Origin of the sequence: Methanospirillum hungatei (assembly GCF_020216685.1) — an archaeon.
Classification (GTDB): Archaea; Halobacteriota; Methanomicrobia; order Methanomicrobiales; family Methanospirillaceae; genus Methanospirillum; species Methanospirillum hungatei_B.
Genome location: NZ_JAIWNS010000122.1, coordinates 1 through 16,390, shown reverse-complemented (window position 1 = coordinate 16,390; position 16,390 = coordinate 1). Strand labels below are relative to the sequence as shown.

At 41.3% G+C, this 16,390-nt stretch carries 13 protein-coding genes and 1 pseudogene; 4 read left to right on the top strand and 10 right to left on the bottom strand.

Going from position 1 to position 16,390, the window contains the following annotated elements; all coding sequences use genetic code 11:
* Nucleotides 1–195 precede the first annotated feature (195 nt).
* Nucleotides 196–1,890, top strand: coding sequence for an ATP-binding protein (locus tag LDL35_RS07720; protein WP_304021240.1), 1,695 nt, complete (start codon nucleotides 196–198; stop codon nucleotides 1,888–1,890).
* Nucleotides 1,891–2,033: 143 nt separating this feature from the next.
* Here the strand turns inward: LDL35_RS07720 and LDL35_RS15295 are convergent, their stop codons facing one another.
* From LDL35_RS15295 to LDL35_RS07675, 10 genes and pseudogenes are all read right to left on the bottom strand, one after another.
* Nucleotides 2,034–2,222 carry an acylphosphatase gene (locus LDL35_RS15295; protein ID WP_369694897.1) on the bottom strand — a complete coding sequence of 63 codons (189 nt, stop codon included), beginning with the start codon at nucleotides 2,220–2,222 and terminating at the stop codon, nucleotides 2,034–2,036.
* 311 nt (nucleotides 2,223–2,533) lie between these two features.
* Nucleotides 2,534–2,869 carry an acylphosphatase gene (locus LDL35_RS07715; RefSeq protein WP_304021237.1) on the bottom strand — a complete coding sequence of 112 codons (336 nt, stop codon included), beginning with the start codon at nucleotides 2,867–2,869 and terminating at the stop codon, nucleotides 2,534–2,536.
* A gap of 457 nt (nucleotides 2,870–3,326) precedes the next feature.
* Entirely contained in the window at nucleotides 3,327–3,629 is a 303-nt protein-coding gene (locus LDL35_RS07710) for a hypothetical protein (protein WP_304021242.1), read from the bottom strand.
* Nucleotides 3,603–3,677, bottom strand: a pseudogene (locus LDL35_RS07705) (hypothetical protein); the annotation flags it as partial. The gene LDL35_RS07710 and the pseudogene LDL35_RS07705, both read right to left, overlap by 27 nt.
* Nucleotides 3,678–3,689: 12 nt before the next feature.
* Entirely contained in the window at nucleotides 3,690–4,124 is a 435-nt protein-coding gene (locus tag LDL35_RS07700) for a hypothetical protein (protein ID WP_304021235.1), read from the bottom strand.
* A gap of 151 nt (nucleotides 4,125–4,275) precedes the next feature.
* Nucleotides 4,276–6,678, bottom strand: a complete 2,403-nt coding sequence (locus tag LDL35_RS07695) for an oligosaccharyl transferase, archaeosortase A system-associated (protein WP_304021233.1) — start codon at nucleotides 6,676–6,678, stop codon at nucleotides 4,276–4,278.
* A 62-nt stretch (nucleotides 6,679–6,740) separates the two neighbouring features.
* Nucleotides 6,741–7,256 carry a flagellin gene (locus tag LDL35_RS07690; RefSeq protein ID WP_304021232.1) on the bottom strand — a complete coding sequence of 172 codons (516 nt, stop codon included), beginning with the start codon at nucleotides 7,254–7,256 and terminating at the stop codon, nucleotides 6,741–6,743.
* A gap of 71 nt (nucleotides 7,257–7,327) precedes the next feature.
* Nucleotides 7,328–7,873, bottom strand: coding sequence for a flagellin (locus LDL35_RS07685; RefSeq protein ID WP_304021230.1), 546 nt, complete (start codon nucleotides 7,871–7,873; stop codon nucleotides 7,328–7,330).
* A 194-nt stretch (nucleotides 7,874–8,067) separates the two neighbouring features.
* Nucleotides 8,068–9,192, bottom strand: a complete 1,125-nt coding sequence (locus tag LDL35_RS07680; RefSeq protein ID WP_304021228.1) for a HEAT repeat domain-containing protein — start codon at nucleotides 9,190–9,192, stop codon at nucleotides 8,068–8,070.
* Nucleotides 9,193–9,200: 8 nt separating this feature from the next.
* Nucleotides 9,201–10,181, bottom strand: coding sequence for a hypothetical protein (locus LDL35_RS07675; protein WP_304021226.1), 981 nt, complete (start codon nucleotides 10,179–10,181; stop codon nucleotides 9,201–9,203).
* A gap of 558 nt (nucleotides 10,182–10,739) precedes the next feature.
* On the opposite strand from LDL35_RS07675, the gene LDL35_RS07670 reads away from it, so the two are divergent.
* The 3 genes from LDL35_RS07670 to LDL35_RS07660 all read left to right on the top strand — a co-directional run.
* Nucleotides 10,740–12,059: an ATP-binding protein gene (locus LDL35_RS07670; RefSeq protein WP_304021223.1), complete on the top strand. Its 1,320-nt coding sequence runs from the start codon at nucleotides 10,740–10,742 to the stop codon at nucleotides 12,057–12,059.
* Between the two features lie 209 nt (nucleotides 12,060–12,268).
* Nucleotides 12,269–12,673: a tetratricopeptide repeat protein gene (locus LDL35_RS07665; protein WP_304021220.1), complete on the top strand. Its 405-nt coding sequence runs from the start codon at nucleotides 12,269–12,271 to the stop codon at nucleotides 12,671–12,673.
* Between the two features lie 1,764 nt (nucleotides 12,674–14,437).
* Nucleotides 14,438–16,390: C1 family peptidase (locus LDL35_RS07660; RefSeq protein WP_304021217.1), on the top strand; the 1,953-nt coding region annotated here is incomplete at its 3' end.

Below are 16,390 nucleotides of genomic sequence, written 5' to 3'. Positions count from 1 at the left end.
TATTATAGCGTATCTTTGCATAAATACATGGTTGTTGAGAGGTTATCAGGCATTTTCGAATCATCTGGCCCTTTTTTTGACAACCCGATGATAAAATGTGAGAATATCAGATAGAGAATAGGCAGGATTATGGTTCGTCATTTCGGACATGAGCAGTGAAACTATACTGTTATATGTTCAAACTCTCTGTATCCTATGGTGCAAAAAAGGATCCCTTATGGTATCAGTAATTTTCGGACCATCATAGAAGAGGGATATGTATATGTTGATAAGACTTCGTATATTCGTCTTCTAGAGGAAAATCCGGCTCCATATGTATTTTTCCTGCGCCCCAGACGGTTTGGGAAAAGTCTCTTTGTCTCTTTGTTAGAGAATTATTATGACTTCAATCAACGCGATAGTTTTCCTTTCCTCTTCTCCGGAACCGATATCGGCGTCAACCCAACATCAAAACATAGCTCCTACTATATCTTAAGTTTTAACTTTTCTGCGTTAGCGACCAGCTCTGAAGACTCTCTCTATGCCAGCATCTCCTCCAGGACAAAGCAGTCCCTTATTCGTTTTATTGAACAGTATCATCTTGACATCACTCTGGACCTCTCCGGTTATCCGGCAGATATGCTGACTGGTTTTTTCTCTCAATTGCCTTCCGAAATGAGAGGGCGGGTTTTCATCCTCATTGATGAGTATGACCATTTTGCAAATGAACTTCTCAGTTTTGATCTGGATCTCTTTCAGGATTCCTTAAGCAGGCAGGGCTTTATCAGGAAATGGTATGAAGCACTAAAGATCGGGACACAAACATGTGTAGGAAGAATTTTTGCAACCGGGGTTTCTCCGGTTACCCTGGATAGTCTTACATCCGGATTTAATATTGCAGATGATCTTACCAGAAATCCGATCTTCCATGAGATGATGGGGTTTACTGAACAGGAGATCAGGAGTCTTCTCATACAGATTCTCCCTGCTGAGTTGTATACTCCTGACCTGGTCAGGACACTGCGTGAGTATTATAATGGGTACCTGTTCTCGGAAGATGCAGATGTCCGGCTTTTTAACAGTGATATGATCCTCTATTATATCAAAAGTTATCTTGTCAGACATAAACCGCCGGAAAAATTACTGGATATGAATATCGCACGTGATTATGGTAAGATGGACCGGCTTATGAGACTGAAATCTTCTGACCAGAATTTTACGGTATTGCAGGAGATTCTTGACGCCGGATATGTTACTGCACGGCTGACTGATCAGTTCTCCATGGAGAGAAGGTTTACTCCGGATGATTTTAAATCCCTCCTCTTCTACCTCGGACTTCTGACCATCAGGGATACTATGCCCGGGAGGGTCAGGCTTCAGATCCCGAATTTTGTTATCCGGGGGATTTATTCAGATTTTTTCATGGATGTCATCTCACGAAAAGCAGAGTACCATCCGGATACCGGGTCAGTACTGCATGCTATCGAAGAGATCGCATGGGAGGGGAGGTGTAGAAAACTGGTTACCCTTATTGAGGAACTGCTACATTCATTCTCGAACCGGGATTATATCGGATTTGATGAGAAATATATCAAGATCATTATTTTTACGTTTGCGCACATGAGTAATCTCTATCTGGTCAAGTCAGAGTATGAGGTGCCGGATGGGTATATCGACGTTGCTCTGCTGGCACGGGAGCCCTGGAATCCTGATTACAGTGCCCTTTTCGAGCTTAAATATCTGAAGGTGAAAGATGCATGCGAGGAAAGGATTCAGGAGGTCTTGAATGATGGAATTATGCAGCTCAGTAAGTATTCTGCATCCCCTGAACTCGCGGGGCTTAAGAAACTGAAGAAATGGGTATTGGTGTTTACCGGAGATCGGTGTGTCCGGTTCCATGAGGTGGAGTAATAATAGAGACTATCAGGAAGGGGTTCGTCTCATCCTCTTCTCACCTCATCTGATCCTACTTTTCCTGGTTTATTGAATTATTTTCGAGTGCACAGCAGAGGCGTGTTATGGCTACATCAATTAATTCAAATAACTCCTGGTCATTATCCCCACGAATGATTTCGAATTTTATACTCTCCTGTTGGTTCCTGCCATGTGACGTTCATATCTTGGACATCAATCGGGTATTCACTCACAGTGATCTCCTCAATAAAGTTTGTAAGATCACTCTCTTGTCCCTCTGCGATTATTTCAACGGCGTCTGACTCAAGATATTGAACATAACCTGATATGTTTCATGAAGGTAGCATTTCGGACATGCTCCCGATATCCTACACCCTGAACATAACCTTTGGAGATAATGTTCACCCGTTTCATATTGTTCCTACCTGTGGGGAATTAGTGGAATAAGTTTTTTATTTTGCGGTGGTTGCGTTTCGTAAATATGAAGCCATTCTCTTAATAAGGATGATTTCAATGATAATTGGGTTACATTCTCATGGTTTTGGAGGTGAACCGCGGAGTGACATATATGTTCCTCATAGTTCTCTTTGCATTTAAGAATATGGTAGTTCTCGATTCATTCCTGAATTCATTTTGCTGCTTAAAAATGTAAAGCCCTGTTTAGGATTTCTATATATAAGAGTTGTATAAAATCCTGAATATTGATCACTCGCTTATTATATGGATGTGTGGATATTTCATCTACTAAGGCTTTGACTAGCCAATTCTCCCGAATTTCTTTTTCAAAATCTTTGATAGAATCATTGTCCCCTTCTATACATACATTGATTATTTGGGTGTATTCAGGGGAGATTTGATTGGATGCAGAGAAACCAGAAAGTCCTGCTTTCAAAGCACAGTTTAATAAAAATACCCTGTATCCTACCTCATGAACTTTGGAACCCCGAATTACTATCTTCTTTTTATTTGTGTTCATAATTACACCCAGTCACATCAATAGGGATTATGCGTTTTTCAATAGGATGGGCGATAGGAACTCATAGGAATTTTATCCGTCGGTTCCAGTTTTTTGATAGACTTTATAATATTAAAGAACTAAATCTATGTGAGTATTAATATTTGAATATATAAATATTTACTCATTCAATGCATTCACAGATAATTCTATCATTACATAATGGTACACATGAGGTCTGATGTATCGAAATAAAAAATATTGGAGTTGTTATTCCTGCATATAAAGAGGAATTACTCATTCTGCCCACTCTGGAGTATGTTCCGGATTTCGTTGACCGGGTATAGGCAGTGAATGATGCATCACCAGATCGGACCGGATCTCTCATTGAATCATATACAGGAGGATAATAAAAGGAATATGATAATTAATCTTATTTAGTTCATGACCGGTTTTTTAATAGGGTACTATATCTATCTTATTGTGATGCTTCCTGAATAACAGATCCTAAATCTATTACGGAATCACATATCGTTACATTGAACATATCTGCAACTTCTTTTGCAGAGTCTTCTACGAAGGGTGCAATCATTATTAATCCATCTACCTTTTTTCCGGTCATTTTGGTGTAATACTCTCCCTTCTTTAAAAAAATAAACACATCACTCTTACTTACTGAAGATTTTATCTCAACAACAAGGGTTTTCTCGCCGGTGACAATGACATCTATCTCAATCTCTGATGGGTGCCCGAATACAAATCCTTCAGTGTCTTTGACCATATAATTAAAGACTTCATACCCGGTTTCTGAAAGAATAGTAGTCAGACCATTTCTGAATGATCATTCAGAATCTATTCCCCATTTTCTTCCAAGACCTCCGATTTTAAATTCGATTGTTCGAGTAAGGTCTTTTATGGAGAGTTCCGTATTTTTTTGAGCTTCAGCTAGTTCTTCCACTTTAACTTCAGTTCTTTTTTGAGCTTCGGCTAGTTCCTCAACTTTAACTTCAGTTCTTTTTTGGGCTTCGGCTAGTTCTTCAACTCTTATTTCGGTTCTTTTTTGAGCATCAGTTAGTTCTTCAACTCTTATTTCGGTTCTTTTTTGTGCCTGTGCTAAATCTCTTTGTGCTTCAGCTAATTCAAAGACAATATTTTTTAATTCGGTGAAATCTTCTTTCTTTACGCCAAGGGTTTCTTTAACAACTCCCCAGAATTCTAACATGGGATTTTGAAGTTCAGAAGGGAAGCGATCAATGACTTCCTTAATGGTGCTCATGAGTGTTCCAGTATCTATTATACATTTTTAATTGGTAAATGATTTTCATTGCATATAATTGTGGGCAAACTTGCCTGAGCAATTATCATTAAGCAATTTATTCCTGTAACAAAATTAGGAATTTTTTGTGTAATAATATAATTAGGCCATATTATTGATTTGATCTCTGAACCATCGTTTCACTTACTTCAATCACCTTTCCCGTTTCCTTAATCCTATATGGTCCTGTTGCATGAACCGGCCAGGCTGTCTTATTGGTTGAGTAGGGAAGAATAAATGTTCCATTTATACTCTGCTGCCGGTACGTGAATTCTCTCCCCCGGTTCGTGATTATTGGCAGTTCAATCGTCCCTTCTCCCTGGATGATAGCACCAGGAACACGCTCAAATATCTTGACCTTCCGGATGTCATGCTCATCAGTGGTTGATAATGAAGTATTGGATTCCCAGATAAGACGATAATGCTGGAGAGCCTCAATATCCTTGAGCGGTCTGATGATTGATTCAGAAATCTCCGGATCCGGACCGCCGGGGAAGATGACAAGCATATCAGTACCCGGGACTGGTGTTCCTTCCTGCTCCAGAATTTTCTCCTCTCCTTGCACACTGGATCCATCGAAAACATGCAGCCTGGTTACCATGCTTTCGTAGAATGGCTGGCGGTAGCCAATTGAACTTACCGGCTTTCCGGTTACGGTATCATTTATGGAGATTAATCCCATGTATTGTCCAGGAGTTGCATCAGGTGAATACACCCGCATCATCATCTGCATGGTATCAAAGAGCATGTCGGCATCGGAGATGATATATGTGATAGAATTTTCAGAAGTGATAATGTCTGCAGGTTTTTCTGACCTGCTCATGAAGAACTGTGCTGCCATATCCAGGTTTGCCTGGAATGGATTTGTGACTGCCATCCGGTGGGCTATTGTGGTAATCCAGTGTCCATAATCCCACCAGGAAAGTACTCCATATGCTGAATCCGGATATCTGAATGAATCAGCGTGGTATACCTGGTAGTAATTCACACCCGGATCAGGCGTTTCATTTTTCATCCAGAGTAGTCCTTCGATCCAGTCTTCTGATGCAACGTATGGTTGATAGTTATAATCTGCTGTTGCAACCATTCCTGCGATGCAGAGAGAAATTGTGCAGGTTCCGATGAGAAGTACTAAGGATACTATTGCACCCGGTCTATCCTGCCATATGGTGTTTTCTTTTTCAGAGGTCTCGGGTATCGTCTTCTGATAGGTGAATATCCAACTGAGCAGAAATGCAATGGTAAGAGTGAGAGGAACGGCAAGGAGGATTTCATATCTGGTATTAATGACAGTCAATATTCCTGTTGCTCCAGACCAGAGAAGGAGGTATAGGGCGATTGGATTGGTCTTCCGAAGTCCTTCGTATAAAAGAAGGAGGAGTCCGGGTATGAAAAGAATGAGCATAATGTGATAATTAAAAAAAGCAACATCTGGACTGAGTGGGAGGTACTCAGCAATGGCATAAGATGATGATGCCGGGGTTGCGATACCAAATAGAGTATCTTTAAGTGATTGTATTGAATTTGGGATGAGTTGGAGTCCTATAATGTATGTAAATATTCCCCCTGCGAATATGGCCGGAAAAATCCATTTATATGATAGTTTTTTCTTTCTGAATGCTGCCTGTATTACTGCCAGGTATATCCCTACTACACTTGGAAGAAAAAGGGTAAAAGCAAGAAATATGGGATCAAATAACAGATCTTTCGGACCCGCCGGGTCCGGGGTATAGAATACTATTGTTAACAGTGCTCCAATACAGGAAACAGGAATCAGAAAAAGCACGATATTGAGAGTATTCTTGTCTGATTTTATCAATTGAATACCAAAAACGAGTACAAATAATATGCTTATCCCTGCAGCAATAATCATAGTTTGTGAATTCAGCATACCCAGACCCAGGATCAACCCGGTTATTGTACCATATATTACAGACTTTTTGCCCGGGGATGTACCTGCATGATCAGTGAAAAGTCCTTTCATGGAAAGCGTAAACCCGGATGCATAGGCAAGCATGAAGAACGATTCAAGAATATGATGGTCAACATATCCGTACATTGACCTGATCAGATAGCTGCCGGGGATTACTGCGATGAGGATGGCGGCAGAAATTCCACAAAAATCTCCATGAAGATGACGTCCGAAATAATATACTAAAGGGATTGTCAGGATTGCTATCATGACGGGAAGCCATGATACTAAAGAGGTCATTGCATTGGTCTGTGTATTGCCTGTGATTAAGGCAATAATGGTCCCGGTAATTGGAAGAAGGGGTCCCCAATGGATGAAAGCACCCTGTGGATAATTGGTGAAGGGATCAAACCAGGAATATGACAGATGGGAGTGAGATGCAAGGTCGATCTGTTTCAGGATGTACCAAGGGTCGGGAGTAAGTACCTGAGGGATGAGTCCGGAGTTAATAAGCGAAAATGTCTGAATTCGAAAAATCAGAGTAATAAATAAAGCAATAACCAATAAGACAATAATTTTGAGTTGTTTATTTACACATTTCATTACAGTACCTAGTGTAATTAGGTACTATTTTCCATTAAAGATATTCAAGAAAAGAAAGGAGTTTAGATGATCACTCCACCATTGTATCCGGTTGCAAGTGTCTTTGCTACCAGTGTGGATGCACCAACCTTTGGTTTAATCTCAAGGGTGAAACTACCGCCAGCTTGAGGACCAGATAATGAGGCTAATGTTACCTGAACTCTATCACCTGCTGCTAACACATCCGTAGAGGGATTAAATGTAGCTGATGATTTTACATCATTCACTGCTCCATTATTGACTGTCAATAAGAAGGAAACATCTGAAAGTTTTTGTGGTTGGCCCCCTTCAGGAATAGCTAGATAAAATTTAATAGTCGTTAAAGCTGAAGGGCTACCTGACATAGTTCCATATAATTGCCCATCAAGAACTAAATTCGAGGTAGATTGCTTAATACCAGAGTACGTAACTTCCTGTGACTTCTGGGTTGCAAAGAACCCTGCTCCCAACATAACGTAGGAGAACACGGCGGCCACGACAACAAATGCAATCAGAACGATTGCCGCTTCAAGGCCAGAAAATGCTGCTTCTTTCTTCATGTCAATACACCTGTCCGGCTCACCCGGACAAATCTTTGTTGCTCTATGAGGTATTAAAGGTATTGATCAGATCAGGTCAATACTGATCCTCCTGAAAATGAGTCAGGTAAATGATAGGTGACAAAGGTTGGAGCTCCCATCTGTGGTTTTACCTCAATGGTAAACCATCCGCCTGGGATTGGTCCATTTACTTCAGCCAGAGTGAATATTTTTTTATCTCCGGGCATCATCACAGGTCCCCCTTCCACACCAAAAGTATGATCAGATGGAGTAGGGCCATATTCATAGGTCCGAAATGTATTTGGATCCTTCGAATGAGTATACACAATAATCATCTTTGATAAATCCTGTGGCTGTCCGGTTTCAGGAATTCCTGCACTAAACCATACCTTATCCAACGCCTGGGTTCCGGAATCCAATGAGGCATACACCGCTCCTTCAATATACACCGTTGATGATGCCTGTTTATATCCCGCAACTGTTGTCTCTTTTGATTCTTCAGTTGCAATAAATCCCGAAGATAGGACAGACATAGCAAAAACTGCCGCAACAACGACAAATCCGATTATTACAATAGCGGCCTCCAATCCACTAAACCCCTCATCATATTTCCACATATTAATCCCTGAATGTTAATTATTACTGATTAAATGATTAATGTTTCTGATACTGCTCAAAAAAATGGGGTTTCCTTTTTTTTTGAAGTATTAAGGATATTCGGCTTTTAAATAAATTTTGTTTAAGCATCTATTACTCTTCAATTATCATTAAAAAATTTGGGATGTTATTAAAAAAATAAGAAATTATGTTTTCATGGTGATACGGTTTCCTGTTTCATCTCGTTTAATCGCTCAAGCTCTTCACGCGCCCGGACCCTGACCGCTCCCTCTTCATCCTGTATACATCGTTTCAGAACTGGAATAACATCTTTTGGCTCAGCTAGTTTCCCCATTGCTCTCACCGCCCGAAGCCGGACTCCTGAATCTTTATCTTTACTCGCCTGAATGAGATATGGAAGAATACTTGGATCTCCGATTCTTCCCAAGGTCTTTACGGCTTCACGTCTGACATACGGGGATTCATCTGATAGGGTAACGAGTATCTGATCGATATTGGAAATATGACCCGTACTTACCCGCAGCGCAATTAATGAGCCGATTCGAACTCTCCAGTCTTCATTTTTCAGGTTATGCATCAAATCCGGGATTGCGATATCGCCAAGATGCCCTAATGCTTCAGCTGCTGCTTCCCTGACACAACGTTCATCCTCAGTGAGGACTTTCATCAGAGGATGAATTGCCTTTTGTGAATTCGTTCTGCCAAGAGCTTCAGCGGCTGCTCTTCTGACAAATAGACTATCATCGTCCAGGGCACGAATGAGTGGAAGAACCGTTCTGGCATCTTTCAGACCGGAAAGTGCCTGGACTGCTTCCTCACGTACATACTCATCAGTGCTGCCAAGATTCTCAATAATTGTATCAAAATCGGGATTGAAATCTATCAGAATATTCCTTTTATTCTCACTTCGTTCCATAAGATCGGTTATTACCGCTTCTACCAGATGTCTGTCCTTCACATAGAGGAGGAGGACCATGATGGTCGCGAGATCCAGGCCAGTATATAAGAATACAACCGGTATGCTGAATTCGAATCCAAAGGTGTCTGCAAAAAACCAAAATGCAAGGATAGAAACTAAAAGAAGAAATATGAGGCGTAATCCGGATTTTGGATACCAGAGAGCAAGGAGTATTATCGGAATCAGGTAGAGATGTGGGATGAAAACATACATAAACTGAAAACCAGTTCCTGTACTGACGAGAAGGACATAGAATGAGACAAAAAGTGAAACGAGTGCTAATATAGCAATTATTAAGATCTTCCCTGTTTCGATGTAACTTCTGTGCCGATAAAAAAATGAGAGTATCTTCTTTTTCACGGTTTGCCTCAAACCTCCCCGAATATCGCCATCCGCGCTTCCTTCTCAAACTCCTCCTGGTTCTTGAGCGCCGCAGCCTGATGGGCCGGAGTATCCCAGAAGTAATATTTCTCAATCTGCATGAGCCGTATCCATCGGTTCGTGATCTCTTCACCGATCTGATAGATCTGGTAATAGGTATCCGGACGGGGATGCTCACAGACCGAGGCGACCTTGAGTTCCTTTAAGATATTGACCATGGCATCCCCGACCAGCTTGGTCTGGTACCATGGGTTTTTCTGCCACCGGTGGGTAAGCATCTCCATAAGATTGAGATTTTTAAACTTCTTCAGTTCCGGGATATTGATCATCGGGTTTAACTTCATCTCGCTCATGACCTCACCGAGCATCAGGTCACGGGCAAAGAACATGCCATTATGCATGACAAAATACCGACGGGGGATATAATCCTTAAATGAGACCAGATCATGCATGTCACGCATACTCTCTTTCATGAGGTAGTAGACCTGCGCGTTTCGCATGACCGGACAGAGTTTTGCAACCACCACATTTGAGAGCAGAGTCCACGGAAGTTCGATGATGGATTCATGAAAGAGCATGTACAGGTAAAACATCAGTTTTTTCTTGATCCAGAAGTCCAGGTGGCGGGTCTTTTCATCCTTTAAGACATCAAGATAGATCTGTTCCATACCAGAGGTTGCAGATTTCGCATCAAAGGAGAGGACTTTATAGGCATTATTCTTTGCCGCAATACCCCGAAGCAGAAGTTTAATTGCATTCTGCGCGATGACAAAGTCCTTGAGCATACCGATCTGCTGGTTGGAAAATGCGATGACATTACGCGATCCCTGGTAGGTATATTGATCAAGCAGTATCCCTTTTCGTGGGGCTTCCTGTTTTCGTGAGAGATGTATCGTTGTTCCCAGCTGTTCCTCAATATGGTCGAGAAGTGACTGAAGGGATGATGATATCTCGTACTTATTTTCCATGAACTCATCGAGTTATTTGATCATCATCGTATTTGACGGCAGCGATATGATGGTCATGATTTTTGCGATGCAAGGCATGAGGAGTGTTCCTTTATGGGATGAAAGAATCAGAGATTTGGCAGATAAAACGATCCACAGGAGTTCGCATATATGATAGTCTCTCTACAAAGGCTGTACCTTCGCATCGAAAGCGGGACAGGTGGTATACCCTTGGAAGGAACGAATAAACAGTAGATACAAATAACCGGGCGTATCCAATCTCCCTGTTATACCCTAACCGGGCATATAGAAAAATCTCGTTGTTCGATTCATAATATGATTCATTATTTCGTTTTAGGATCGTAAATACGTTCACAAATCATGGAATAGTAATGAGAAATCTCGTTGTTAGTATGTATTGTGATTTGAGGATTTATTATGGCAATGAACATTGATTTTGCTCTCTCATCGTTCTGCTAAATTTTTTTGGGGAGGACCATCGTTTATTCTCGATGATTTTCCCCTAGTTTATCGTCCATATACGATAGTCCTATCCCCTTGTGCATTCAATCTCTTTGTATGGACACCCGGGCAAAACTGAAAACTGCGATCGTTGAATGGCAGGAGAGTGCATTGCCTTTTGTACACTATAGAAATTGCCCGATTCAGATGGACCTCCCTCATATACATGATATTATTGGTGTGAGGCGCTGTGGCAAGACCTATTTTATGTACCAGTTCATTTCAGACCTGCTCATACAAGGTGTGCCAAAGTCATCTGTTCTCTACCTGAACCTTGATGACGACAGATTACAACCGATCCAGGGCGATGAGTTATTTCTATTAATAGATATATTTCGGGAACTGTATGTCTCATCGGATGATCAAAAACTCTATTTTTTTTTGGATGAGATACAAAATTTTCCTTTATGGGAAAAATGGCTGAAAGGAATCTATGATAAAAGAAAAAACATAAAATTTGTAATAAGCGGCTCAAATGCCTCACTTCTGTCAGAAGAAATCTCTTCCCGGCTGACTGGAAGGCACATTACCACCAGAATTTTTCCATTCAGTTTTTTTGAATTCCTAAAATACAAAAACATCTCCTTTGATCTGAATACAATCGCATATTCTGATAAGAAGATTGAGATAAAAAGGATTTTCAATGAATATCTTGTTCGTGGAGGATTTCCTGAAGCGATTATGTATCCGGCAGGGAATCAGATTACATTACTCCAATCCTATTTTGATGATATTATATACCGGGATATCGTGTCGCGACATGGAGTACGAAATCCGAAAATTTTCAAAGAACTAGCTCTTTTCTGTATATCCAATATTGCGAAACCTCATACCTTTAATTCTTTGAGAAGGCTCTTTTCTGATTATCAAAGCCTGAGTACAGATGCAATAATTAAATATCTCTCATACCTGGAAGATGCATATCTGCTTTTTTCTGTCAATCACTACGATACGTCATTAAAAAGACAAATGCAAAAGCCCAAAAAACTCTATTGCATCGACCATGGGATGATGCAGGCAGTCTCTTTCAGGTTCTCAAATGATATTGGGAGAATATTTGAAAATATTGTATACATCGCCCTGCTTCGTCAGGGTAAAGAGATATACTACTGGCAGGATGAAAAAGGAGTTGAGGTTGATTTTGTCATAAAATCCAGGGATGACTCCATTCGGCTTATTCAGATCTCTTTTGATATTTCAGATCCGATAACCCGGGAAAGAGAAAAAGGCGGGCTTATTTCTGCAATGACTCATTTTGGGCTTGGTGAGGGGATAATTATTACTGCTGACATTTTTGATGAGGAAAACCTTATGGATAGGAAAATTACCTATCTTCCCCTCTGGTTCTGGCTCCTTATCGAAGAGACAGATACATGATTGCTTTTTTTTGGTTGGGCGGGTCTCTTTAAATAGTGTTCCTGTTCATATACGGGTCCCTGACTACTGCTGCACATTAACCGCCCGATCTCATAGGGCAGATGATGTCACCGCCGATGGATTTGAATACGACTCATGTAATGATGGTCGTGATTCATGTGAGTGAAAACATAAATACTGTCCCCACCTAATGTGAAAGAATCAGAGATATGGCAGAAAATACAACTCACAAATTTCTTAGCAAGCGTGATGTTCTCCTCAACAAGGCTGATGCATTTGCATTGGAGGCAGATCAGCTGGCATACCAGGGGAAGTACGAAGAGGCGGTGGATAAATATGATCAGGCGCTTGCAATATATCCGTCAAATCCTGATCTCTGGGCATTTAAGGCAATCACCCTCTCCGGTGGCCTCGGAAGAAATGAGGAGGCGCTGGAGTGCTGGGAACGGGCGAAGAAACTGGATCATGTACTGGCGGATGCAATCACCGACGTACCCTCATCTGAAACGACCATGACCGTTCATGAACGGGACCTTGTGGATTTCAAGGGGAGTACTGCAGATCGGATCCGGAACCTGGTCAAGCAGCAGGCGATGGATAAGAAAAAGAAATAATATTTTAATAATTGTTTTGAGTTCAAATATTAATATAATAAATAGTGTATATGACGACTCCTGATTGAACTAGTGCAATGAGATCTCTTCAGACAATTCCCATACGGGATTGGAAGATTGCCCTGTTCATTTTTGTTATTTCATTTTGTGTTTATTCACTTAGCCCGGTAATCATTTCAACGGATTCGAAGTACTCAGTATTTCTTTCTGAAAGTCTGATCCGGGAGCAGAATTATGATCTTGATGAATATGTAGGATTACTAAATTACGAAAATCGACCTGATTATCAGATAATCTATGTAAATGGGCATTATTATCCTTATTATCCTGTTGGTGCATCACTATTATCAACTCCCATGCTATTTGTAGTGAAATGGTCACTTGGTTTAAGTCAGATGGCTTTCTTCGAAAAAATTGTGGCACATGTGATATTGGAGAAATTATTTGCTTCCTTTTTTTCTGCAGCTGCAATCACTGTTTTTTATTACATTTCACGGTACTATCTTGATCAAAAATTTGCTTTTTTCATCTCCGGAATATTCACCTTTGGGACAACGATCTGGTCTGTTGCGAGCAGGGGTTTGTGGATGCATTCGCCATCAATTCTTATGCTTGAGATCGGTCTTCTTTTCCTTATTTCCGGAAAAAAGCATTCATATTTTATCCCAATTACTGCTCTCCCTCTTACCATAGCGTATATTATCAGGCCGACAAATATTGTGCCTCTGGTTCTTTTTTCATTGTATATTCTCTATACCAATCGTCGATGGTCAATTCTTTATTTATTTATCCTAATAGGAACTCTGATTCCCTTTTTTATGTTAAATCTTGATATGTATGGTACTTTATTGAGCCCATATTTTACAGATCATGCAGGTCGGTTTGGTTTGTCTATTAATTCTGCATTTCAGGGTATTATTGGAAATTTATTCTCCCCTGCCCGGGGTTTACTCTTCTATTCACCAATCTTTATCCTAAGTCTATGGGGGCTGTTAATAAAACTGAAAAAGCGTATTTTCTCCCCACTGGATATCACATTAATAACTATCATAATTCTTCATATCTTATCTATTTCATTATATCCTGCCTGGTGGGGGGACATTCATTTGGTCCCCGACTTATGTCAGATGTTTTGCCCTTCCTGATGTTTTTCATGATTCCTGTCTTTGCTTCTCTTCAGGAAGATAGAACCGGAAAAATTTTTCAAATGTGTGTTGTATGTTTCCTTATTGCGGTAAGTATTTTTATTCACTGGAAAGGAGCATATTTTTGGGCTTGTTGGGCGTGGAATTATGATCCTGTAGATATTGGCTCTGCTCCATGGAGATTATGGGATGTATCGGATATTCAGTTTCTCAGGTGATTGGGTTTATTCTACACGATAATTCAATTTATTCTCTAAAAATTTTTAAACCCAATAGGATAAAATCTAACTCAATAATAATAAGGAATTCATATTTTCTGGATAGATAGTGAGAAAAAGAGATATTGATTCCCAAATTATAGTGCCGCATTGTTAGCTGATATCCATGGTGGCAATATCAATATTGAGTGTGATTTAAGGAGTTTATCTGGTGCGTGCACCGATTTCTGGAGATAATGGTCATCTTTCTTCATGAACGCGACTCATTATTTATAATCTATCTCTGCCTATTGCCTAATAGGGGGCTTTCAGTCTTTTAAGGTATATAAAATGGCGAGCGCTTAACCAGGATTATATATAATGGTTATGTAATAGTATCTATCTTTGAAGAGGTGTTTTTCATGATAAAATCTATATTATTCATATCCATTATCGCAATTCTCATGGGCGTGGGTTTACAATCAGTTGCTGCAACACAGGACATTATGGTGCCCCGTTCCCAGGTGGTGATGAAACCTCCTGATATTGGTCTCTCTCCTCCGTATTCCCTGCCATCGATTGTAATCCCGGTCACCCCGGAATCAACTTCTCCTGAAGATCGGCCTGTTTCAGGCATTGCTCAGTCATTAGTTTTGTCCGGTAGTATATCCCCAAAAGTGGAACCGGAACAATTAATCACTTCTACAAACATTACGCAAAATAGTTCTGTATTTGCACAAGCATATATTCCTGACCGGGTCATTGTAAAGTTTAAGACAGACCTCCATTCTCCCTCATCTTTCATACGTCAGATTCAGGCAGAGGCACATGCAGCCATGGGTGCGACGGTTCTTGCAGACACATCCACCCTTGGTGTTGAGGGAATGCAGGTTGTCAATGTTCCAAACACCACCGGGACGATGAAAGCGATCGAACTGTATCGGATGAACCCGATGGTTGAATATGCCCAGCCGGATTACCTGTATTCAATAAATTCTACAATAATAAATACTCCTCTGTCTGTAAACACGCAGCTAGTTCCAGATTATGACACTTTTCGGGGAAAACCATCTTCAGTTCAGGTCCCAAATGTCCCTCCTCCATCATCATCGACCTCCTGCCCGACCTGTTCATCATCGGGATCTCAAAGCGGGGTCGTGGGGTTTTGGGATCCCTTGAGTGAAGAAGAGCGATATAATACTGCACAAGCAGAAGTGGATGAGATAAATGCCTATGTGAAAGAACATAATCTCTCCTGGACAGCAGCTGTCAATCCCATCATGCTCATGAGTCCTGAAGAGCGTGAACACCTGAAAGGACTCAGACATGATCTGAAAAGCAGCACGATAATGGGTGGTCCTGGTATCACCCCAATGGAGGGACTTCCCACATCGTTTGACTGGCGGAACAATGGTGGAGATTATACTACTCCCATTAAGAATCAGGGAAGTTGCGGAAGTTGCTGGGCATTTGCAACAACCGGTGCCTTTGAATCATACAAAGAGATAAAATCCGGAAATCCGGGTATAAACCCCGATTATGCTGAGCAGTACCTGGTGAACTGTGCGGGTGATCAGAGTGGATGTAATGGAGGACTCTTCACCGCAATGGCATACTTTGTGAATAAAGCGGGTTTAAGTGGTGGTGTCGGGACGGTTACCGAGGCGAACTATCCGTATACCGCTTCGGGAGGTACCTGTAAGAGTCTGTCCGGATATACCAGGTATTCGGTAGATACGGCTGCAGGAGAGACCTGGGGGTATGTCGGTGGAGGGAATGAGTGGAGTATCCCCTCTGATGATGCGATAAAGACGGCGATTTATCTCTATGGTCCGGTTGCCGCCGGAGTCTATGCAGAGAGCACCTTTGATTCATACCGGTCAGGTATTCTTGACAGTACATCCAGTGCATCCTATGCCAATCATGCTATTATTATCGTGGGATGGGGGACGTTAAATGGCAGGACCTACTGGATCTGTAAGAACAGTTGGGGGACATCCTGGGGTGAATCAGGGTGGTTTAGAATATACTCCGGAAGGCTCCGTATCGGAGAGGGGGCTGCATATTTTAAATATACCGCCTCAAATCCGTCGGGAGGGACGATTGCTTTCAGCTCTACTCCATCCGGTGCCCAGATCTGGGTTGATGGAGTGAACACCGGTCAGGTTACTCCCTATACTCAGACATCAGTTCCAATCGGAACCTATTCGGTGACCTTGAAACTCAGCGGATACCTGGATTATACCCGTTCGGTATCTGTCACTTCAGGTCAGACAACTGTCGTATCCGCCACTCTTTCACCAATTCCTACCGGGAGTATTGCAGTAAGTTCAACTCCTTCCGGTGCACGGATATGGCTTGACGGGGTGGATACC